The organism is Blautia sp. HCP3S3_B11, from assembly GCF_052064435.1.
In the GTDB taxonomy this organism is placed as follows: domain Bacteria; phylum Bacillota; class Clostridia; order Lachnospirales; family Lachnospiraceae; genus Blautia_A.
Map to the genome: position 1 here is coordinate 227684 of NZ_JBQHVP010000001.1, position 21508 is coordinate 249191.

Annotated in this window: 19 protein-coding genes; 4 read left to right on the plus strand and 15 right to left on the minus strand. The window is 41.5% G+C overall.

Translation table 11 applies throughout. The features are described from left to right. Positions 1–112: 112 nt before the first annotated feature. The 8 genes from selD to ACTNC0_RS01070 form a co-directional block, all read right to left on the minus strand. A complete protein-coding gene (gene selD, locus ACTNC0_RS01035; RefSeq protein WP_441085995.1) occupies positions 113–1156 on the minus strand; it encodes a selenide, water dikinase SelD in 1044 nt (347 codons plus the stop codon). 225 nt (positions 1157–1381) lie between these two features. Continuing rightward, positions 1382–1618, minus strand: coding sequence for a DUF3343 domain-containing protein (locus ACTNC0_RS01040; RefSeq protein ID WP_118247576.1), 237 nt, complete (start codon positions 1616–1618; stop codon positions 1382–1384). A gap of 83 nt (positions 1619–1701) precedes the next feature. Then, on the minus strand, positions 1702–2787 hold the full coding sequence (asd, locus tag ACTNC0_RS01045) for an aspartate-semialdehyde dehydrogenase (RefSeq protein WP_117676240.1): 1086 nt from the start codon (positions 2785–2787) through the stop codon (positions 1702–1704). 228 nt (positions 2788–3015) lie between these two features. Continuing rightward, positions 3016–4395 carry an argininosuccinate lyase gene (gene argH, locus ACTNC0_RS01050; RefSeq protein ID WP_118137207.1) on the minus strand — a complete coding sequence of 460 codons (1380 nt, stop codon included), beginning with the start codon at positions 4393–4395 and terminating at the stop codon, positions 3016–3018. A gap of 102 nt (positions 4396–4497) precedes the next feature. Then, the gene (locus ACTNC0_RS01055; RefSeq protein ID WP_441085996.1) at positions 4498–5103 is read right to left on the minus strand and encodes an epoxyqueuosine reductase QueH; all 606 of its coding nucleotides are present in this window, start codon (positions 5101–5103) and stop codon (positions 4498–4500) included. A 68-nt stretch (positions 5104–5171) separates the two neighbouring features. Then, positions 5172–6074 carry a phosphatidylserine decarboxylase gene (locus ACTNC0_RS01060; RefSeq protein WP_441085997.1) on the minus strand — a complete coding sequence of 301 codons (903 nt, stop codon included), beginning with the start codon at positions 6072–6074 and terminating at the stop codon, positions 5172–5174. Between the two features lie 151 nt (positions 6075–6225). Beyond that, a complete protein-coding gene (locus tag ACTNC0_RS01065) occupies positions 6226–6846 on the minus strand; it encodes a CDP-alcohol phosphatidyltransferase family protein (RefSeq protein ID WP_441085998.1) in 621 nt (206 codons plus the stop codon). 8 nt (positions 6847–6854) lie between these two features. Further along, the gene (locus ACTNC0_RS01070; RefSeq protein ID WP_118137203.1) at positions 6855–7886 is read right to left on the minus strand and encodes a lysylphosphatidylglycerol synthase transmembrane domain-containing protein; all 1032 of its coding nucleotides are present in this window, start codon (positions 7884–7886) and stop codon (positions 6855–6857) included. A 541-nt stretch (positions 7887–8427) separates the two neighbouring features. On the opposite strand from ACTNC0_RS01070, the gene ACTNC0_RS01075 reads away from it, so the two are divergent. Both ACTNC0_RS01075 and ACTNC0_RS01080 read left to right on the plus strand, forming a co-directional pair. Next, a complete protein-coding gene (locus tag ACTNC0_RS01075; RefSeq protein ID WP_441085999.1) occupies positions 8428–9195 on the plus strand; it encodes an ABC transporter ATP-binding protein in 768 nt (255 codons plus the stop codon). Beyond that, positions 9188–9979 (plus strand): ABC transporter permease, encoded by a 792-nt coding sequence (locus ACTNC0_RS01080; RefSeq protein WP_441086000.1) that lies wholly within the window; start codon positions 9188–9190, stop codon positions 9977–9979. Before ACTNC0_RS01075 ends, ACTNC0_RS01080 begins: the two co-directional genes overlap by 8 nt. A gap of 158 nt (positions 9980–10137) precedes the next feature. On the opposite strand, the gene pdxT is transcribed toward ACTNC0_RS01080, so the two are convergent. Beyond that, positions 10138–10704, minus strand: a complete 567-nt coding sequence (gene pdxT / locus ACTNC0_RS01085) for a pyridoxal 5'-phosphate synthase glutaminase subunit PdxT (RefSeq protein WP_441086001.1) — start codon at positions 10702–10704, stop codon at positions 10138–10140. Then, positions 10704–11576: a pyridoxal 5'-phosphate synthase lyase subunit PdxS gene (pdxS, locus tag ACTNC0_RS01090; protein ID WP_441086062.1), complete on the minus strand. Its 873-nt coding sequence runs from the start codon at positions 11574–11576 to the stop codon at positions 10704–10706. Before pdxS ends, pdxT begins: the two co-directional genes overlap by 1 nt. A 236-nt stretch (positions 11577–11812) precedes the next feature. Here pdxS and pdxR point away from each other — a divergent pair, with 236 nt between their 5' ends. Then, positions 11813–13210 carry a MocR-like pyridoxine biosynthesis transcription factor PdxR gene (pdxR, locus tag ACTNC0_RS01095; protein WP_441086002.1) on the plus strand — a complete coding sequence of 466 codons (1398 nt, stop codon included), beginning with the start codon at positions 11813–11815 and terminating at the stop codon, positions 13208–13210. A gap of 123 nt (positions 13211–13333) precedes the next feature. On the opposite strand, the gene ACTNC0_RS01100 is transcribed toward pdxR, so the two are convergent. Then, complete coding sequence (locus tag ACTNC0_RS01100; RefSeq protein WP_441086003.1) at positions 13334–14569, minus strand: O-acetylhomoserine aminocarboxypropyltransferase/cysteine synthase family protein; 1236 nt, start codon at positions 14567–14569, stop codon at positions 13334–13336. A 618-nt stretch (positions 14570–15187) separates the two neighbouring features. Here ACTNC0_RS01100 and ACTNC0_RS01105 point away from each other — a divergent pair. After that, on the plus strand, positions 15188–16900 hold the full coding sequence (locus ACTNC0_RS01105) for a hypothetical protein (RefSeq protein ID WP_441086004.1): 1713 nt from the start codon (positions 15188–15190) through the stop codon (positions 16898–16900). 149 nt (positions 16901–17049) lie between these two features. Here ACTNC0_RS01105 and ACTNC0_RS01110 read toward each other — a convergent pair whose 3' ends face one another. The 4 genes from ACTNC0_RS01110 to ACTNC0_RS01125 all read right to left on the minus strand — a co-directional run bounded on the left by ACTNC0_RS01110 (position 17050) and on the right by ACTNC0_RS01125 (position 21436). Further along, the gene (locus ACTNC0_RS01110) at positions 17050–18387 is read right to left on the minus strand and encodes an MATE family efflux transporter (RefSeq protein WP_441086005.1); all 1338 of its coding nucleotides are present in this window, start codon (positions 18385–18387) and stop codon (positions 17050–17052) included. A gap of 231 nt (positions 18388–18618) precedes the next feature. Beyond that, positions 18619–19362, minus strand: a complete 744-nt coding sequence (locus tag ACTNC0_RS01115) for a hypothetical protein (protein ID WP_441086006.1) — start codon at positions 19360–19362, stop codon at positions 18619–18621. Positions 19363–19447: 85 nt separating this feature from the next. Further along, entirely contained in the window at positions 19448–20470 is a 1023-nt protein-coding gene (locus tag ACTNC0_RS01120; RefSeq protein ID WP_441086007.1) for an acyltransferase, read from the minus strand. A gap of 210 nt (positions 20471–20680) precedes the next feature. Then, the gene (locus tag ACTNC0_RS01125; protein WP_441086008.1) at positions 20681–21436 is read right to left on the minus strand and encodes a DUF3825 domain-containing protein; all 756 of its coding nucleotides are present in this window, start codon (positions 21434–21436) and stop codon (positions 20681–20683) included. Positions 21437–21508: the final 72 nt, after the last annotated feature.

The following is a 21508-nucleotide window of genomic DNA, read 5'->3' on the forward strand; positions in this document are numbered from 1 at the left end:
ACATCCCACACGAAATAGTCTGTTCGTATTATAAATGCAGCAATTGTTATTTTTCCAAAAAAGAAAGCTGAATGCAGCTTCTTACAAAGCAACATCCAGTCCCTTTTATTTCTTATTCGAAAATCACCGCTTTATCCTGCGGTTCTGTTACATATCCAATGATACCTCCAAAAATATCCATTCCTGACAGTTCTTTCGCCAGAGCATCTGCCTCTTCCGGTGGTACTGCCAGGAGAAGTCCGCCGGATGTCTGAGGATCAAATACCAGATCTTCCATCCAGAGTTCTTTGATCTCGCTTCTCACCTCACTGCCTGCAAAATCGCGATTTCTGTATGCCCCTTCAGGAATCAGGCCCATCTGCGCATATTCCTCAACGCCTTTTATAATCGGAAGTTTTTCTGTCTGGATCACCAATGCCTTATGGCTTCCTTTTGCCATCTCCAGGCTGTGTCCGGCAAGACTGAATCCGGTTACATCTGTGCAACTGTGAATCGTATATTTTAATGCAATCTCAGCCGCGTATTTGTTCAGCTTCGCCATGACTTTCTGTACTCTTTCAATTTCTTCCTGAGAGGCCATCTCTGCTTTGATGGCAGTGTTGAGAATTCCACATCCTAACGGTTTGGTGAGAATCAGAATGTCTCCTGCCTTGGCGCCATAATTTTTCCACATTTTATCCGGATGCACGAAACCGGTGACACAGAGTCCATATTTCGGTTCTTTGTCATTGATCGTATGTCCGCCAGCAAGAACTGCTCCGGCTTCCATAACCTTGTCTGCCCCGCCGCGCAAGATTTCTTCGAGGACTTCCGATCCAAGACAGTTTGGAAATGCAACTACATTTAATGCCAGTTTGGGAACACCGCCCATTGCATAGACATCGCTCAACGCATTGGCAGCTGCGATCTGTCCATACATATATGGATCATCTACCACCGGCGGAAAGAAATCCACTGTGTGGATCATTGCAAGTTCATCATTTATTTTGTATACCGCCGCATCGTCTGATGTTTCCGGTCCTACTAGCAGCATCGGATCTGTAAACTTCGGCAACTTTCCAACTACCTCTGCCAGTACTTTCGGTCCAATCTTCGCACCGCAGCCCGCTGCACTGGCAAGCTGTGTCAGACGTACACTATCTGTTCCTTTTTTCATAAGCTTCACCCCTATATCTCTAATTTACCAGGCAAACATCCATCAGCTGACTTTTAAGTCAATCAAGTCGTAGAACAATCTTGTTGGTACACCAGATTTCAAAGAGCACTAAGCAATGGATGAAAACTTGCCTGTCCGCTTATCTAATTGTACCATTCACTTATATGTCCGTCAAAGTTCAGGGCTGATATTATTTATAGAATTAATCAATAAGTATAAGAGATTTTATATAAGAATACGATAAATCTTCTCATACTCTAAATCCTGTTCTTTCATATAAGAATCTGTTTCCTCTTCTCCTTGTTCTATGCATTTCCACGCAAGTCCGCAGGAAGCAGAAATTTCCCTGGGTACAGGAATCAGCCTTCCTTCAAATCCAGTCTTTTTACATTCACGTTCCATTGCGATTGCCTGTGTGGTTGTTCCAAAAGTTACCACTGTCGTCAGAACTTTTTCTCTCATCCTTCATTATCCCCCCTATCTCTAAATAATCCAGAAAAAAAGAGGCACCAAAAACCAGTGCCCCTTTTCAATACTTTTATTTATTATTTCGCCTGAATATATCCTTTAGCTTTTAATGTCTCAGCACAGAGAACTGCTCCGCCTGCTGCACCTCTTACTGTGTTATGGGAAAGTCCTACGAATTTCCAGTCATATACAGTATCTTCACGAAGACGTCCTACGGATACGCCCATACCATGTTCGAAGTTTACATCCTCTGTAACCTGTGGACGGTTGTCCTCTTCAAGGTACTGGATGAACTGCTTCGGAGCACTTGGAAGCTCTAATTCCTGTGGAAGTCCTTTGAACTCTACCAATGCTTTGATCAGCTGTTCTTTTGTTGGTTTCTTGCGGAATTTAACAAATACAGCTGCTGTATGTCCGTTTAATACCGGTACACGGATGCACTGGCATGTGATAACAGGTTCTGTAGCCGGTTTGATTACACCGTCTTCTACTTTACCCCAGATTCTTAACGGCTCTTTCTCACTCTTCTCTTCCTCGCCGCCGATGTATGGAATGATGTTTCCAACCATTTCCGGCCAGTCTTTGAATGTTTTACCTGCTCCAGAGATTGCCTGATATGTAGTAGCAACTACTTCATATGGCTCAAATTCTTTCCATGCAGTTAATACAGGAGCGTAGCTCTGGATAGAGCAGTTTGGTTTAACAGCGATAAATCCGCGTGTTGTTCCAAGACGTTTCTTCTGGGATTCGATTACATCGAAGTGTTCCGGGTTGATTTCCGGCACTACCATAGGTACATCCGGTGTCCATCTGTGAGCACTGTTGTTGGAAACAACCGGTGTCTCTGTCTTAGCATATTCTTCTTCGATCTTCTTGATCTCTTCTTTTGACATATCTACTGCAGAAAATACGAAATCAACTGTTGCAGCAACTTTCTCTACTTCATTTACATTCATAACGATCAGTTTTTTAACAGCTTCCGGCATTGGAGTATCCATTTTCCATCTTCCGCCAACTGCCTCTTCGTATGTTTTTCCTGCACTTCTTGGACTTGCAGCTACAGTTACTACTTCAAACCATGGATGATTCTCAAGCAGAGAAATAAATCTCTGACCAACCATACCTGTAGCACCTAAAATACCAACTCTAAGCTTCTCACTCATAATATCTTTCTCCTCTTTATCTACTATCCGCATTTTCATTGTACTAATCTGACCAGCTGGATGTTCTCCATCTACTTCGCTATATAAATCTGCATCTGGAAAATACCCTGATACTTATCAGCGACCTGATATCTCTCGCGGACATTTTTATCTGTGTGTCTTTACATTACGCACATCTGTCTTTCTTGTACATACTATACCAAACTAAAGTAAAATGCAAGTATTTTTTTAATTTTCTTCCAGATATTTTTTATTTTCTGCGATCACTTTCTCCATCACATCCGGTCCCGGAGCTCCGATGGTCATACGTTTCTCTACGCAGGTACGCATGCTGATTGCTTCATAGATGTCGTTTTCAAATACAGGGCTGATTGCTTTATAATCTTCAAGCGGAAGTTCATCCAGAGAGATTCCCTTATCAATACATGTAAGCACCAGACGGCCCACGATACCATGAGCATCGCGGAAAGGCACTCCATGATTTACCAGATAGTCTGCTGCATCTGTTGCATTTGTAAAGCCATTCTTTGCACTTGCTTCCATGTTCTGTTTATTGAACTGCATGGTAGAAATCATTCCTGTAAATAGGGCAAGGCAACCCTTTACTGTGTCGATTGCGTCAAAGGTAAGTTCTTTATCTTCCTGCATATCTTTGTTGTATGCAAGCGGGATTCCTTTCATGGTGGTAAGGATGGATGTTAACGCACCGTATACACGTCCTGTCTTTCCTCTTACCAGCTCTGCGATATCCGGATTCTTTTTCTGCGGCATGATACTGCTTCCTGTACTGTAAGCATCATCGATTTCCACGAAACGATATTCGTTAGAGTTCCACATGATGATTTCTTCACAGAAACGGCTCATGTGCATCATGATCGTGGAGAATGCAGACAGAAGTTCAATTACATAGTCTCTGTCTGAAACGGAATCCATACTGTTTCTTGTCGGTCCGTCGAAGCCAAGAAGCTGTGCGGTGTATTCTCTGTCAAGTGGATAAGTTGTTCCTGCCAAAGCACCTGCACCCAGAGGACAGGTGTTCATTCTCTTACGGATATCTGCAAGTCTGCTTCTGTCACGTACAAACATTTCAAAGTATGCGCCAACATGATGAGCCAATGTAACTGGCTGTGCTTTCTGAAGATGGGTAAAGCCTGGCATATATGTGTGGACATTTTCTTCCATGATTTTCTGAAGTGCTTCGAGAAGTTTCTTCACAAGCTCATCTGTCTCGTCGATCTCATCTCTTACATAAAGTTTCATATCCAGAGCTACCTGGTCGTTACGGCTTCTTCCTGTGTGAAGCTTCTTTCCTGCATCTCCGATTCTGTCGATGAGGTTTGCTTCTACAAAGCTGTGGATATCTTCATATTCAGACGTGATCTCAAGTTTTCCAGATTTTACATCTGCAAGGATTCCGTCCAGTCCTGCTTCAATCTGATCTTTTTCTTCTGATGTCAGGATTCCCTGTTTTGCAAGCATCGCTACATGTGCTTTGCTTCCTCTGATATCCTGCTCGTAAAATTTCTGGTCGAAGGAGATTGATGCGTTAAAGTTATATACAAGTTTGTCTGTTTCTTTTGTGAAACGTCCGCCCCAAAGCTGTGCCATAGTATTTTTCCTCGTTTCTTCTTATTTTTCATAATTACTTTTATGTGTCAGTGTATCATATTTTTTCTGGATTGCAAAGTAGTAGTTTCGATCTTCTGCCTCTCACCTGGAGTAGACGCAGCCACAATAATTCTGGCGGTAGAGGTCGTATTCATGCGAGAGTTCTATAGAGCGTTTATAGCCGTTTTTCTTTTTGAAATCAGATGGAAGATGCTCTACATGATAGATTTCTGCCAGTTCTTCTCCGATTTCATTAATCTTGGCAGCATTCTTGAGTGGGCTGATTGACAGAGTGGTCGTAAAATAGTCAAATCCACCTTCTGCTGCCAGACGTGCCGTTTCTTCCATTCGCAGACGATAACATTTAAAGCAGCGTTCGCCACCTTCCGGTACATTCTCCAGGCCTTTTGCCATCCGGAAAAATTCCTGTAGATCATAGTGACCCTCTACCAGTTTTACCGGATGAACAAATTCCATGGAATTTACCAAACGTGTGATCTCATGTACACGTTTCTGATATTCCTCTTCCGGATAAATGTTTGGATTATAATAAAAAACTGTAATGTTAAAATATTGAGACAGATATTCAAGTACATAACTGCTGCAAGGTGCGCAGCAACTGTGAAGAAACAGACTTGGGACTTTCTGTTCTTTCTGTGCCTGGTCTATAAGTTTCTCCAGTTCTTTCTGATAATTTCGTTTATTCAATGCTTTTTTATTCCTCTCTTTTAGCACCGTATATCTTTCAGATGCATATTTGATGCATATTTCATTTTTCAGCTGTTTTTTACAAAACGTAATGCTTTTTTTACTTTTTTACATTCTCCGATACGTTCCCCCATTTTTACAATGGTTTCATATCCTTCTTCCGTATTATCAAGCAAGTCATAATCGATACGGACTTTTCCTGGCTGTAATAACAGAATCACTGTAGAACCGCCAAACTCAAAGTTGCCTTTCTCCTGCCCTTTCTTTACTGTGGCAGTCTTTTTCTGAAGATTCGAAATTTTCCCAACCATCATCGCTCCAACTTCCATCATCAGGATCGTACCAAATTTCTCCGTCTTCAACAGACAATATTCTCTGGCATTTTCTTTATAAATAGGGTATACATCATTTGCCGCCGGATTTACTGTATGAAAAACTCCGGGAAGTGTCACATTTTCGGACTTTCTGCCATCCGCAACGTAACAGTAGTGGTGATAGTCATCCACTGTCAGGCGGAAAATCAGTGCATATCCATCTGTGTATCGTCTGGCAAGCTGTTCATTTTTCAGAAGCTGTCCGACGGTATATTCTGTATCTTTGATATTGAAGCGGGAATCCAAACTGATCCTGTGTACAGAAAGTTTTCCATCACAGGGACTTACCAGTATATTCTCCCGCATATCTATCGGCCGTTCCTCTTTTCGGATACGCCTTTTGAAAAAATCATTCCATGAAGAAAAGTTCTGTTTCTCATAAAGACTCAGATCTATTTTATTGTGTTCTGCAAAATCAGGTACAAATCTGGCAGAAAGTCTGGTGTTCAATACTATTCCCGCCGCTTTTGACACAAAAGGCCTGATCAGGAGCTTCAGGCAAAGCCGTCCGCCACGATCATTATATAAATGTCTCAGGAGTTTATCCTGACTGTTTTCTTCAATGGTTATATTCCCTTTTCTGTCAATATACTTCATTTTTTCCTCCAATTGTAACTGCATGTGATGCCGTTCATTGCAAATCATATTACTATGCACTATTGAACAGTAATATGCCAGCAAAATAAAATACAGCCGCAGCCTCCCTACATTCAGGAACCGCTGCGGCCAGTCAACAGTCATATTCATTTTATATCAAACGGAACATCTTCGCAAGTGCAAGTGCCACCACTGCTACCAGCAGAACACGCACCGGATTCTGCGGTTTCTTTACCTTAATATTTAAGATAAACAGAAGACCTACTACGATTACCGCAATATGTATCACAATCAGGAAATATAATCCACAATACCGTCTCATAAGATAGAGAAATGGCAGGATGATCGCCATAGATGTAATCGGAAGCCCCTGATAATATTGTCTGTTCTCAGAGGTTTCACTCTGTCTTTTTGCTTCTGTCACATTGAAGTATGCAAGACGAATCACTGATGCAACACTGTAAAAGATCAATGCTGCGACTCCTCCTGATGTGTTAACTCCAAGGCAATAGCAGATCATTGCCGGAAAGATTCCGAAACAAACCACATCACACAGAGAATCTATCTGGATTCCGAAACTTTTCTCATCATCTGTACGATTCTTCTTCGTCCTGGCGATTTTTCCATCAAACATATCACACAATCCGGAAAGTGCCAGACAGAAAATCGCAATCCTGAAGTTCCCCTCCAACGCTCTTGTAATTCCAAATACTGAGATTCCAAGACTGATATATGTCAGCACCACCGTATAATCATAAAATCCTAATAACATAATTCCCCCTACTTTTCTTCTTGTTCTTTTCTTCCTATCACGAGATGTGCCACACAGGTCATTGCCGCACTGATCAGCATCTGTGCATAATAGGAAATTCCTCTGCTAAGCAACATAGCCGGAAGCAATGCCTCTCCAAAAACCGGCGCAAACATCACCAGATAAAGAGATTCACTGATCCCCATTCCCCCGGGCAAAGGCAGCATATCAACAGAAACAGATATAACTGACTGTAAAATCGTAAGAGTCACGATCGAATATCCTCGAAATCCCAGCGAACGATATACCCAGTATGTAACTGTAAATAACAAAATTCTCTGCACCATTGTGATCAGAAATACTTTCAAAATCACCATCTTATGTCCTGCCCAGAAAGCAGCTGTCTCATGATACTGATCCATAGATGCTTCCAGATTCTCAAGTCTTGTCTTCTTGGGCTTAAGGAAACGAAAATGCTCAATCAGTTTCAGACCTTTTACCATGATCCATTTCGCCAGACCCGGAGCAAATACAAGGATCAGCATAAAAGTAACACAAAAAATATTCAGCCCTACTCCCAGGTAAAACACCCACATATACTGTCCGAGGTAGCCTTTCAGGAATCCCTTTCCAAACAGCCAGATAACCAGACCGATTACAACCAGAACCGCCTTGTAAGTAATGGTAACGATCATCAGAACCAGTGTAGTGACCGGTATCGGCAGTTTGTCCTTTTTCATATAATAAATCTGCATTGGCTGTCCGCCGGATGCTGACGGAGTGATGCAGCTGAAAAAGAAACCTACAAAAGAATACAGAGCGCAATGTCCCATCTTCACTTTTGCTCCCAGGGTTCGCATCATATAAAAAATGATCACTGACTCCCCAAGTATAAATAATACTACGCAAACCACACTGATCAGAAGATAAACCAAATCAGCCTGCTGCACTGTATGAATGATCTCGCCCAGATCCTCGCCCCGAAATACCATATATACGGTCAGGGAAAACACAAGGATCAAAAAGACGGTGTTAAGTATCGCTTTTTTCTTATCTCTCATTTGTTTACACTTTCTTTTACAGTTTCTTACAGCATCCGTCTGATCTTTTATAGTTTCTGTTCACTGTATGCGCAGTAACCTTTTAGTTCCTGTTCACTCCGTTCTCAGAAACACCTTTTATACTTTATGTTGGTATGATTTTCAGTCTTATTTGTAATTACAGTCAAAATACTATAGTTTATTTATTATATCATACCTTACGCTTTCTGCATATCATAAATTATAAAAAACGTTACTGTTCATACGTCGTTACTATTCACACGACACTATCCCGCGAGGCGTTTTGGCATGGAAATGTCAAAATTCCGAGACATACAGCGCGAATTTATGCGGATTCGCATAAATTCTGTGCATCGCGTGGCATGTTACCGGGCACGAAGTGAACAGTAACCATACGTCATCATTTTACAAAGTGCATTACTCGAAAACAGAGTGAACAATAACTAAAAAACATAAGATTCCTCAGGATACTAAATCATTACCGTTTTTTATCCGATAATATAGAACTTATAATCCCACTATTATAAATGGAGGTATCTGTATGAAACCACTGCTGGATATTACAGATGTCAGTCTCTCCTACCACGACTTAACGGGGGAAACCCCTGCTCTTTCTCATATATCCTTTCAACTGATGCCCGGCGAATTTCTCGCCATTGTCGGGCCTTCCGGATGTGGAAAATCCACATTACTGAATCTGATCTGCGGATTGATCCAGCCAGAACAGGGACAGATTCTTCTCGATGGCATCCCTGTCACTTCCGGTGACCGCCGTATCGGATATATGCTGCAGAAAGACCATCTATTGGAGTGGCGGACAATTTATAAAAATGTTCTTCTTGGACTGGAGATTCGCGGAGAACTCACCGCCGAAAAACTTTCCTATGTCGATCAGATTCTTTCTGATTACGGTCTGGACAAATTCCGTCTGGCGCGCCCTTCGCAGTTATCCGGCGGAATGCGCCAGAGAGCTGCACTGATCCGGACTCTGGCATTAAAGCCGGAGCTTCTGCTGCTTGATGAGCCATTCTCTGCCCTTGATTATCAGACCAGGCTCAATGTCAGCGATGACATCGGCAAAATCCTTAAGCAGGAGAAAAAAACTGCAATTCTTGTCACCCATGACATTTCAGAAGCCATCAGCATGGCAGACCGGGTTATTATTCTCTCATCCCGGCCTGCCATTATTCGTAAAATCGTACCAATCCATTTCAATCTTGAAAACCGTACCCCGATGTCTTCCAGAAATGCACCAGATTTCAAATCCTACTTTAATCTCATCTGGAAGGAGTTAAACCATGATGTCTGAATCTTCATACTATCAGCAACAATATATATGCCGTCAGAAAAGAGAAAAGAAATTCATCAGTTTCCTGAGAATTTTTATTCTTCTTCTCTTTTTGATTCTGTGGGAAATTTCCGCCAGAGCGGGACTGATCGACTCTTTTATCTTCAGCAGTCCATGTATGATCTGGCATAGTTTTTACATCATGTGTAAAGATGGTTCTATTTTTCCGCACCTTTCTGTAACCATCACAGAAACTCTGATCAGTTTTCTCTTCGTGGTGCTTCTGGGTGCAGGTATGGCAGTTCTTCTGTGGATCTGTCCCAGAATTGCGAAAATCACAGAGCCTTATCTGGTTGTACTGAACAGCCTTCCAAAATCGGCACTGGCACCTTTGCTTATCGTATGGTTTGGTGCCAATGAGCGGACAATTATCGTCTGTGGAATGTCAGTCGCTGTTTTTGGTTCGATTCTGAATCTCTATACAGGATTCTGTGAAGCAGACCCGGAAAAACTCAAGCTCATCGAAACACTCGGCGGCGGCAAGAAAGAAAAACTTACAAAAATCATTCTTCCATCTTCTGTTCCGCTGCTGCTTAGTGTTATGAAAGTAAACATAGGTCTGTGTCTGGTAGGTGTGATCATAGGAGAATTTATCGGTGCCCGGAAAGGACTTGGCTATCTGATCATTTATTCCAGCCAGACCTTTAAACTTACCTGGGTGCTGATGTCCATTATCATCCTGTGCATCATCGCCATCATCCTGTACGGAATCCTTGGACTTATTGAAAAAAGGACTCACAGATAATTGTTATTTTCTTTACCGCTACCAGCTATAACGAGGCAGCCGCAAAATTAACTTCAAATTAAATTTAATGTTCTGATAAAAAAGAAATCCTGAAAAATCAGATATCTCAGCAGCTCTCTTGCTTCATTTAAATCTGATCTTCAGGATTTCTTTTTTCTTTATCTCTCACCCATTTTCAGAAACACTTTATGAATTTCATCATTTTCATCCAGTTCCGGATGAAATGCCAGTGCCAGCTGATTTTTATATTTCACTGCCACAATTTTTCCCTCTACTTTCGCAAGTATCTGTACTCCATCTCCCACTTCTGCCACATATGGAGCACGGATAAATGTCATAGGAATTTCTCCAATTCCTTCCAGTCTGGCTTCTGTATGAAAGCTACCAAGCTGTCTTCCGTAAGCGTTTCGTTTCACTGTCACCGGCATGGTCTGTAAATGCCCTGCCTCGCCGCCTTCCAGTTCTTCTGCAAGCAGAATCATTCCCGCACAGGTAGCCAGAACCGGCATTCCTGATTCTATCTGGGATTTAATGGTATCGAACATTCCAAGCTCTTTCAGAAGTTTCCCCTGTACAGTACTCTCGCCTCCCGGAAGCACCAGCCCGTCATAATGCTGTGACAGATTTTCTGCTTTTCTAAGTTCAATACAGTCTGCACCCAGTTTCTCCAGTTTTTTCTCATGTTCAATAAATGCGCCCTGTACTGCCAAAACTGCTATCGTCATTATTTGCCTCTTTCTGCCATAAGGATCTGAATTTCACTTTCATTGATACCAACCATAGCCTCTCCAAGATCTTCGGATAATTCTGCGATGATCTTTGCATCTGTATAGTTTGTCACTGCTTTTACGATCGCATTGGCTCTTTTTGCAGGATTACCGGATTTAAAGATACCAGAACCAACAAATACACCTTCTGCGCCAAGCTGCATCATCAAAGCTGCATCGGCAGGAGTCGCAACACCACCCGCTGCGAAGTTTACTACCGGAAGTTTGCCGTTTTTATGTACATATTCTACCAGTTCGTATGGTACCTGGAACTGTTTTGCAGCCTCGAAAAGTTCATCTTCTCTCATACTTGTAAGCTGTGCGATCGCACTGTTCATCTTACGCATATGGCGCACTGCCTGTACGATATCTCCTGTTCCCGGCTCACCTTTTGTACGGATCATGGACGCGCCTTCATTGATTCTTCGAAGTGCTTCTCCCAGATCTTTTGCACCGCATACAAACGGAACTTTGAAGTTTCTCTTATTAATATGATAAACATCATCAGCAGGAGATAACACTTCACTCTCATCGATATAGTCAATCTCGATTGCTTCGAGTACCTGTGCTTCCACAAAATGTCCGATTCTGCATTTCGCCATGACCGGAATCGAAACTGCATTCTGGATTCCCTGGATCATCTTCGGGTCACTCATTCTGGAAACACCACCTGCTGCACGGATATCTGCCGGAATTCGTTCCAGTGCCATAACTGCACATGCACCTGCTGCCTCTGCGATCTTTGCCTGCTCCGGTGTGGTAACATCCATGATGACACCGCCTTTTAACATCTGTGCAAGCTGCTTATTTAATTCATATCTGTTTTCCATGTGAAATCTCCTCTCTGTTTCGTATCTTGTAATTTTCTGATTCTCTTTTCCACCGTTAATCGTAGTAATCATGTTACTGTTCACTCCGTTCCCAGCAACACGCTTTGCGATGCACAGAATTTATTTCAATTTTTTCTGTACGAATCAGCATGGACAGAGTATAATGCAAAAGTGAATATATTTAAATCGTCAATTCAGATATATTCAGTAAGGTCAGATTGGAGAAAATATTACAAATGATTACCTATAATTTCACAAATACAGGGTCAGATTCTCTGTATGAATATTTATATAAATGCATCAAAAATGATATTTTACAGGGAAATATCAAGTCTGGGGAAAAATTACCATCCAAGCGCTCTTTTGCAAAAAATCTGGGTATAAGCGTGATTACTGTAGAAAATGCTTACGAACAGCTTATTGCAGAAGGTTATATCTATTCCATGCCAAAACGTGGCTTCTATGTTACCGATTTTAAGAAAGCTGTGGAAATCGAAAAGAAAAATATCACAAAAGAAATGGTTCCTCTCACAAGCGGAGATTCCGGATATCTGGCTGATTTTTCCAGTAATCAGACACAATCTGAGCTTTTCCCGTTCACCATCTGGACAAAAATGGTACGCGAAGTTTTAAATGAAAATCAGATGCAACTGATGACGAACCCTCCATGCGGCGGCATTTTTTTCCTCCGCAAGGCTATCGCCACATACTTAAAAGAATTCCGTGGAATGACCGTCCTGCCGGAACAGATCATCGTAGGTGCCGGTACGGAATACCTGTACGGACTTCTGATCCAGCTTTTTGGCAAAGACAAGGTTTACGCAGTGGAAAATCCGGGATACAGAAAGATTCCTCAGATTTATAAGAGCTGGCAGGTACCATGCCAGTATATTGATATGGACAATGACGGGGTAAAAGTTTCCAAACTGGAAGAAAAGAAGGCTGATATCCTGCATATCTCCCCATCCCATCACTACCCTACCGGAATCGTCATGCCGATCAGCAGACGTTATGAGCTTCTTGGCTGGGCTTCCAGGGAAGAAAACCGATATATTATCGAAGACGATTACGACAGCGAGCTTCGCCTGAGTGGGCAGCCGATTCCCACATTACAGAGCATTGATGTCTCTGATAAGGTCATTTACATGAACACTTTTACCAAGACACTCTCCTCAACCGTCCGTATCAGCTATATGGTCCTGCCCAGACAACTTCTGGATGAATTTTATAAAAAGCTTTCTTTCTATTCCTGCACTGTGTCTAATTTCGAACAGTATACACTTGCAAAGTTTATTCAGGAGGGTTATTTTGAAAAACATATCAACAGACTTAGAAACTATTATCACGCCAAGCGTGATGCCCTGATTACTGCTATCAGAAACAGCCGGTTAAATGATTTCGTCACAATCTCAGGAGAGGAGGCCGGCGTTCATTTTCTTATGAAAATTGAAACCTCACAACCAGAAGAAAAACTGATCCAGTCAGCCGGTACGCAGAGCATAAAAATGGCGCCTCTGTCCGGTTACTATCATGTTCCCGGCGAGGCGCCCGATAATGTATATATTATGAATTATTCTTCTATAGAAATAGATGATATCAAGGAGATCGTTCACAGACTGAACCTGTGCATTTAACCGAATCGGCAAGTCCCTCCTGATAAAACGCGGAGCAGTTATTCGGTATCGAGCCACGTAGCGGAAGCTGATTGCGAATATCCGATTGACTTCAGACGGATATTCACTATCCACATATTTTACTTAGTCTTCCTTAAGGCTCTCTACAGCTTCTGTAAAGTCCTGAATGAGGTCCTTCGCATCTTCAATTCCCACACTGATGCGAATCGTATCATCATATACACCGGCCTCAGCCATTGCTTCCGGCGTACTGTGAATATAAATCGTAGACGCCGGATGAATTACCAGTGTTCTCACATCTCCGATATTCGTGGCGATCTTTACATATTTCAGATGATTGATCAGCTGATATGCCCGTTCTTTCGAGCCAGTACGGATAGTCAGGATCGCACCACCTTTTCCATGAAGCTGTTTTTGGGCAAGCTCATGGTATGGACTGGATTTCAACAACGGATAATTGACAGATACGCCTTCCAGCTTCTCCAATGCCTGCGCAAGCCGGAAAGCATTCTCACAGACCCTCTCCATACGCAGACCAAGTGTCTCCATTCCGATAATATTCAGATAGGCATTCATCGGAGCCAGACAGCCTCCCATATTTCGCCAGATTCCATTTCTAAGCTTCACCAGATAAGCAAATTTTCCATACTTTTTATATTCTTTCATTCCCGGATATCTCTCCGGATTCCACGAGAAGTTTCCACTGTCAATAATAATTCCGCTGATGGCATCTCCACTTCCGTTTATATACTTTGAAGTGGAATGTACGACCACATCTGCACCATACTGAATCGGATTGAGAAGATACGGAGTAGCCGTTGTACTGTCTACGATCAGCGGCACGCCTTTTCCATGAAGGAAATCTGCAGTCTCTCGCACATCCATCACATTTAATGCCGGGTTTCCTATGATTTCACCAAATACCGCCTTAGTTCTCTCAGTCAGAAGCGGCTCAATCAGTTCTTTTTCTACTCTCGGAACAAAATATACCTTGATTCCAAATGCCTCCAGGTCATGAAGAAGGTCCAAAGTTCCTCCAAACAATGCGCTTCCGGCAATCACCTCATCGCCCGCCTGCAGAATATTAAGCAGTGACAAGGTAACTGCTGACATTCCGGAGGAACAGGCTACACCTCCGATTCCGCCTTCCAGCTCATTTACTCTTCGTTCAAAGGCATCCACTGTAGGATTTGCAATCCTGGTATACGCAAAACCCGGTGCCCGGTTCTGAAACACTTTCTCCAGCTGTTCTGATGACTCATAGGCAAACGCATTTGCCAGACTGATTGGCGGCACCGTGGAGCCATTTGCGTAATTATCTACTGATTTTCCATGTAATAATTTAGTCTGAAATTCCATGTCCATATTCCCCTTGTAAAATATATAATCATATCAGAATCCCCCAAATATCTGTATCAACATATAGAGTTTCCGCTTTCACCATTTCATAGTATTTTAGTATGAATAGTAGTATATTATCTTTATATGAAACTGTCAAGAAATCTGCATATACCAAATTTTTATACGGATATATAGTTTTAATTTATATATTAATATCTTTCTATAACATTTATTTTTAAAAAAATTATTGCGGTTCACTCCGTTCACAGTAACTTAGCCAAAATTCATTCCAGATTGCCTGTGACAATGGAATTTTGGCTTGTATGTCTCAGGTTTTCTGTTGCCAAGCATCCGTAAGAAGCTGCCAATGGCAGGTTCTGTAGGTGACCTTCGCTCACAAAAAACACCTCGCGGGATACTATCTGTGAACAGTAATGAAAAATCGACATTTTTTCACAATTTGTCGAAAATTCATAGCTTTTTTCATACACATCTGGTAAAATGATTGTAAATTATAATTTCAGCCAATACTTTTGTCTGAATAATATTCTTTTGCTTTCCAATACTGCGAAAACAGATATTCTGAAAGCAAAAACCACTACATAAGATTCATATAAGAACAGAAGGAGGCTCTTTATGAAAACAAGGAAAAAATGGTTAAGAAAAACAACAGCAATCTGTACAGCAGCTCTTCTGGGCACCGCTGTCATTCCATCTACAGCATTTGCTGCAGACGGCTATGCTTCCATTGAAAAAAATGCATGGGCAGAGGAAGTAAAAAATATGGCATCTTCCTATGCAGCCTCTATAGAAGAAAGCCAGGCTCTTGTGTCCGGAATGCAGAGCGATATATCTCTGAAAATCGAAGATTCCGGTCGCTCTCTTCTTGGATTTGTTGCACCGTTTGATATTTCCTGGTTAAATGACGTCACACTTGCCAATACCGTCTCTTTTACTGATGGAAAAGAGGGGCTTCTGATGAAAGTCCTCCTCAATGATAATCAGATCTGTTCTTTAGAATATTATCTTGATCCGGAAAGTCAGGATGTCTACATGCGTATTCCAGAACTCTCCGATAAATATTTTAAAACAAATCTGAAAGAAGCGGCTGATCAACAGGCTTCCAATATTGAAAGTGATATTGAAGAGTTAACTCCTGATGATACAGATGTTGATATTCCAACTGATAATTTTGCCTCAGCATATTCAGACAGTATCAGCCTGTCAGCTTCCCTGATGTCTGATCTGTCATCAGCACTGCCGGAAGCATCTGTAATTGAGACGCTTCTGGACAAGTACGGTTCCATGCTCTTTGATAATCTGACTGAGGGCGAAAGCAGTCAGGAAACTCTTACTGCCGGAGATATCAGCCAGGACTGTACCGTATATGAAGGACAGATTTCATCTGAGGACGCTGTCAAAACCGCAACCGAACTCCTGGAAGCAGCCAAATCAGACAGCGACATCGAAAGCATTCTCAATACCTGGAACGATAAACTCTCCAGTGACGAAAATCTATACGAAAGTTTCACTACTGCTGTGGATAAAGGTCTTAACGCCCTGAAAGACACTGACACCAGTGATTCCGAAGATTCTTACCTCTCCACTAAAATCTGGGTAGATGAAAACGGCAGAATCGCAGGACGCGCACTTGAAATTCAGGAAGGTGACACCACAACACCAATTCTCACCTGGCAGATGCCTGAAAATGGTTCCGATTTTGGTTATCTTCTTACCATCGCATCAGATGATATCAACACTTACTCTTTGTCCGGCTCCGGTCAGATTGATGGAGATAAATTAAACGGAACTTATGAACTCTCCCTCGCTGACAGTATTTCAGCCATTATTGAAGTAAAAGATTATGATACAGTTTCTGCAAAGGAAGGCAATTTAAATGGTAATTATAAAATTACTTTCCCGTCTTCCGATACAGACAATGAAGATGATTACTATAGCTCAATACTTGAGAACTTTGCACTTGTTCTGGATCTGAATTCCGAAAAAAATTCCGGTTCTGTTGCTCTCTCAATAGAAAACGCAGGCAGTACGCTTGGTACTCTCAGCATTACAGGCGGTGCCGGCGAAGCTGTTGAGATTCCGAATCTGGCTTCACTGAAAGATGTTTATGATGCAAACAACAACGATGATATGAATGCTTATGCTGCTACACTTGACTTTACTTCAATTATGGATAATCTGTCAAAAGCAGGAGTACCGGATGAGGTCATCACTTATATTCTCAGTGGAGGAAGCGCTACAGAAGATAGTTCCGACACAGAAGCTTCAGAAAACAGCGAAACTTCCGATAATGCATCTGATGGATCTGATACAGATGCTACAGCCTGATGTCAGATAGGAAACTTGCTTAATTCGGTTACACAATCAGAAACTAAAATATATAATAGAAGGTCAGATATCGTAGAGGATATCTGACCTTTCAAACGGATGAGGAAGGTCAATCGGATATTCGCAATCCACTTTGCAATATATCTGATTTATTTCAGAAGCCGGTTCCAATAATATTTAATACCGATACATACAACCACTGCTGTTGCGACTTCACAGATCCAGAACGCATTCCACACAGTTCCCGCTCCTGCAAAAAAGCACAGCAGGTAAGCCGCCGGAATGATTACGATAATATATCTTAATAAAGAAATCACCAGTGACTGGGTACCTTTGCCCAGTCCTTCTAATGCTCCGGAAGCGGTAACCGAAACTGCAGACGGAATAAATCCGATGCTGATAATTCTCAGTGCTGCTGTTCCCAGTCTTACTGTTTCCGGGTTCTCAGTAAACAATCCCATTAATGGAGCAGATGCCACGAAACAGATAATCGTTCCCGCCAGCATGATCATTCCGTTCAGGCAAAGAGAAAGTCCGAATATCTTCTTTACTCTCTTTGTCTCTCCGGCTCCGTAATTATATCCCAACAGAGGACGCATTCCCTGCACGATACCACTTGCCGGCAGATACAGAAATGTCTGTAATTTATAATAGATTCCCAGCACTACTACATAACTTCCTGAGAAAGCGGACAAAATCTGATTCAGGAAAGAAATCAGCACGGATGGAAGTGCAATATTCAGTATCGCAGGAACTCCGACCATATATAACTTGGCATCCAGATTCCTGTTCAATTTCAGATATTTTCTTCTGACTTCTACAGGAAGACTGCATTTCGCATATGCAATCAGATATACAATAACTGTAAACACCTGACCAAGCCCTGTTGCAAGTGCTGCACCCTTAATTCCCATTTTCGGAAAAAATCCTACGCCAAAGATAAGAAGTGGATCCAGGATAATATTGGAAATACATCCTACCAGAAGGCTGATCATTGTGATTTTCATTCTTCCTACTGCCTGGAAAATTTTTTCAAAAGACAGACTGACCATAATCACTACCGAAAATGCAAAGGCAATAGTGGAATACTGTGTTCCAAGCGTAATGACCTCCTGTTCTTTTGTAAACATTTTAAGGAATACCGGCATAAACGGAATACATAACGCGGTGATCACTATGCCATGGATAATATTAAAAAGCATACCATGCGTGGCAGCCGTATTTGCATTCCTTAAATTCTTTGCCCCCAGGTGGAAGGATATCTGTGCATTGATTCCAACACCGAAACCAATCGCAATCGCATTGATAAAATTCTGTACCGGATACACCAGAGACAATGCCGTCATGGCCTCTTCACTGATTTTTGCAACAAAAAAACTGTCTACAATGTTGTACAGTGAATTTACCAGCATGGACAGTACCATCGGCAGGGCCATAGATGCCAACAGTGGCAGTACCGGTTTTTCTTTCATAAAAGTATTGTTCATTCTTTTCCCCTTTCTTTAAAAATATCTGCTACCGCTTACAACAACCCGTAGTTTTGCATTATTGCCGTAATTACCGCAAAAAAATACCACACAATTATCATTACAGTTAATGTATGATAATTGTGTGGCGAAAAAAGTTTATGTTTATCATAAGACTAAAAAGTCCACACCAATTTTGGCGTGATAAACATATCATAGATTCCTGATATCTGTCAAGTATCTCTTATATTTTTAATTTTTAACCGGATCAATCGTTTCCAGCCATTTTACAGCATTCTCCTGATCAGGTGCAGAATATGGAACCACAATACACATTGGCTCATAGGATACCCCAAACTTCTCTGCAAGCTCACTGTCTGTGATTGAAATATGTGTAGTATCTGTCTGTGGTCCAAATGCTTCAAAATTATCTGCGCCCAGCAGTTCCTTCAGATCCACAAATGCCTGATTTTCATTTAAAGTCTGATAAAGTTCCTCCGGCATGACCATAATATCGATCGTTCCTACCTGAACCTGTGTCACATAAGCCATCTGCGCAGTATAATTGAACTCTGACGGATCAGCATCCGTAGTAAGGCTGACTCCTATTTCTACTTTGCTGTACTTATCATCGCCATAACCAAGTGCTTCCTTGATTTCCTGTTCAAACTTATCGGTATCACTTACTGTTGAATTTACCACTGAAATGGACATGACTGTTTTTATCTTGGACTGTTCGTAAAAATCTTTTACGACAAAGATAAGTGCAATTGCTATGATCACTCCAAAGATAGCTGGTTTATAATACATCCAGATATATTCCAGCTTCTTTTTCATTCCCATTCCTTTTAACTTTTCTTTTTCAATCAGGCGTCTTTCCTTCTTCGACAGATCCAGCTCATCCTTGATCTCCGGATTGAGTACACTCTCATCATGCTGCTCTGTCTGATTCACTCTCTTCTCCCTCTGTCTTGTGTCCTGATCTTGTTCTGCCATTTTTTCTCCTTTGTGTTTTCTGCAAATTTCATTACTGCATTTACTGTAACCAGTGTGCCGAATTACTGATTACTATAACATATTTCTATCTTTGTGAACAGTCTTTTAAACGCATATTTAACGTAAAAACACCCTGTATCACCCCCAGAGTAATTCCATACACCAAAAGTGGGCGCAGCCATAAATAGTATAAACTGCTGTTAATTCCCACATACTGCGAAAGTTTTTTTATTATATCGGCAACTGCCGGATGAAGCAGATAAATCAAAAATGCGTACTTTCGCCCTATTTCCGCCAGTATCGGTAAAATTTTCTTTTCTTTGCCATATAAGACAAGCCATAAAAACAGGCAGATGACTGCGATACAGTTTCCCAGATAAATTTCTCTCGCATTCTGAAAAGAATATTCCAGAATACTAAGCGCTGCCCCTGCTGACATGCCGACAACAAGCATCCATTTTATATATCCTTCTATATGCTTTCGAATAAAACATTGGCGCATCTTATCCTGATATTCATGAAGCATCTGTCCTGTCAGATAGAAACCAAATCCTGTAAACAGAAAGTTTCTGTATTCCATCGTATGATAAAATCCCCCGAAAAATCTGCAAAATTCCGCCCGCCACAAAAGCATTGCCAGCAATACAGGTATACAGCAATATGCAGCTTTCCTAAGTTTCCATTTTTCAACAAAGAAATCAACTGCATAGCAATAAATCAGCGCCGGCAAAAACCACAAATGAGCTCTCACTACAGAAGTACTGTTATATAAAGCAAATTCTTTCAGATGACTGCTATCTGTGATCTCTTTCAGCCATTCTCCTGTATTTTTCCCAGACATGAACTTCATAAGGTATTCCCAGACAAAATAAAACAAAATCGCTGTGAAAAAAAGTTTTAGAATATGCAAAATCTTAGATGGGATTTTATCCTCTGCTGTCTTCCCTTCATAATAGCAAAAATATCCCGATATCATAAAGAAAAACGGAACTGCACATCTGGCCAGAACCTTTATGATCTGTCCCACCTGCCCCGGAAAGCTTACATGAATAAACACCACGAGGCATGCAGCAACCGCTTTCGCCGCATCCAGACTTTTATTTCTCATTTTCCACCATTCCTTATCTGTAGTAATCTTTATATAATGATTTAACCAAATCAAGTAATTACCCTGTTTCAATTACAAAAAACAGTAAACCACAAGTAGAGATTGGCTTGTATTCCCTTGAATCGTACTTCCAATTACAAACCAAAATTCGTAAAAATGTCTCAATAGCTAGTTTTTAAATATAGCAAAACTTTCCAGACATGTCAATCTTCAGGCCGAAGGCGAAGACATCAGCCAGCTTCTGTCTACTCTGGCAAGAAGTCTCGCGTTATGATATGCCATACGGAGTGTCAGGCAAGTTCGCCCCAGATATTTACTTCCATCCGGTGTTTTCATACACGCAAGCGCCAGATCCGGTTTTCCCGGATACCTCAGACAGATTGGGATCAATAGCTGAATCGAGTGATTATAGTACTGTGGTATTGCAGTCTTATAGTCCGCTTCCAGCATTCTTCTGGTCTGTTTTAGTGCACCATCAAACAGCTGCAGTCTCATACTGCTGTCCCTGACCTCTTTTGGCAGACGTGATGCATTCTCCTCATCTCCAAAAATGTGCTCATACTGCGGAATCACCGGAAGCTTCGTGTCAAATACAAGATCAGCGGGATTTTCCACATAACATGCCTTTTGCGGCAAGTTGGTGATTCCTTCTTTTAATAAATAATATTCTGTGTAAAAGCCATCCAGAAACCACAACTGCCTGTCTGGCACCAGATTGGGAATAAAGTACGCATAAATCGGCTGATAATAGTAATTAAAGAGTCCTGTATTGAATATTGCATAATTCTTTCTCTCACACACCTTATTTTCTTCGTAAAGGCGTTTAAATGTATGTTCCAGATATCCTTTCAGGATTCCGTTATCATCTGTATCCGAAAAACTCCATTTCTCCGGCACCATCCTTGCAAGATTCTGAATCTGCCGGTTATAATCGCCGCAGTAAGTAAAATCGAATAAACTAATCATCAGGCTCCTCCTGTTCCTGCACCTTTGATATTGTTTTCTTTTTATTTATTGTATTTTGGAAAAGCTATGGCA

Coding starts and splice junctions, on each gene's coding strand:
- ACTNC0_RS01065 (WP_441085998.1), bottom strand. CDS start 6,846: ATGTTATTAGGATTTTATGATTATACGGTGGTGCTGACATATATCAGT.
- ACTNC0_RS01080 (WP_441086000.1), top strand. CDS start 9,188: ATGTCTGAATCTTCATACTATCAGCAACAATATATATGCCGTCAGAAA.
- ACTNC0_RS01070 (WP_118137203.1), bottom strand. CDS start 7,886: ATGAGAGATAAGAAAAAAGCGATACTTAACACCGTCTTTTTGATCCTT.
- argH (WP_118137207.1), bottom strand. CDS start 4,395: ATGGCACAGCTTTGGGGCGGACGTTTCACAAAAGAAACAGACAAACTT.
- ACTNC0_RS01110 (WP_441086005.1), bottom strand. CDS start 18,387: ATGAACAATACTTTTATGAAAGAAAAACCGGTACTGCCACTGTTGGCA.
- ACTNC0_RS01115 (WP_441086006.1), bottom strand. CDS start 19,362: ATGGCAGAACAAGATCAGGACACAAGACAGAGGGAGAAGAGAGTGAAT.
- ACTNC0_RS01120 (WP_441086007.1), bottom strand. CDS start 20,470: ATGAGAAATAAAAGTCTGGATGCGGCGAAAGCGGTTGCTGCATGCCTC.
- asd (WP_117676240.1), bottom strand. CDS start 2,787: ATGAGTGAGAAGCTTAGAGTTGGTATTTTAGGTGCTACAGGTATGGTT.
- pdxR (WP_441086002.1), top strand. CDS start 11,813: ATGATTACCTATAATTTCACAAATACAGGGTCAGATTCTCTGTATGAA.
- pdxS (WP_441086062.1), bottom strand. CDS start 11,576: ATGGAAAACAGATATGAATTAAATAAGCAGCTTGCACAGATGTTAAAA.
- ACTNC0_RS01060 (WP_441085997.1), bottom strand. CDS start 6,074: ATGAAGTATATTGACAGAAAAGGGAATATAACCATTGAAGAAAACAGT.
- pdxT (WP_441086001.1), bottom strand. CDS start 10,704: ATGACGATAGCAGTTTTGGCAGTACAGGGCGCATTTATTGAACATGAG.
- selD (WP_441085995.1), bottom strand. CDS start 1,156: ATGAAAAAAGGAACAGATAGTGTACGTCTGACACAGCTTGCCAGTGCA.
- ACTNC0_RS01125 (WP_441086008.1), bottom strand. CDS start 21,436: ATGATTAGTTTATTCGATTTTACTTACTGCGGCGATTATAACCGGCAG.
- ACTNC0_RS01075 (WP_441085999.1), top strand. CDS start 8,428: ATGAAACCACTGCTGGATATTACAGATGTCAGTCTCTCCTACCACGAC.
- ACTNC0_RS01040 (WP_118247576.1), bottom strand. CDS start 1,618: ATGAGAGAAAAAGTTCTGACGACAGTGGTAACTTTTGGAACAACCACA.
- ACTNC0_RS01105 (WP_441086004.1), top strand. CDS start 15,188: ATGAAAACAAGGAAAAAATGGTTAAGAAAAACAACAGCAATCTGTACA.
- ACTNC0_RS01100 (WP_441086003.1), bottom strand. CDS start 14,569: ATGGAATTTCAGACTAAATTATTACATGGAAAATCAGTAGATAATTAC.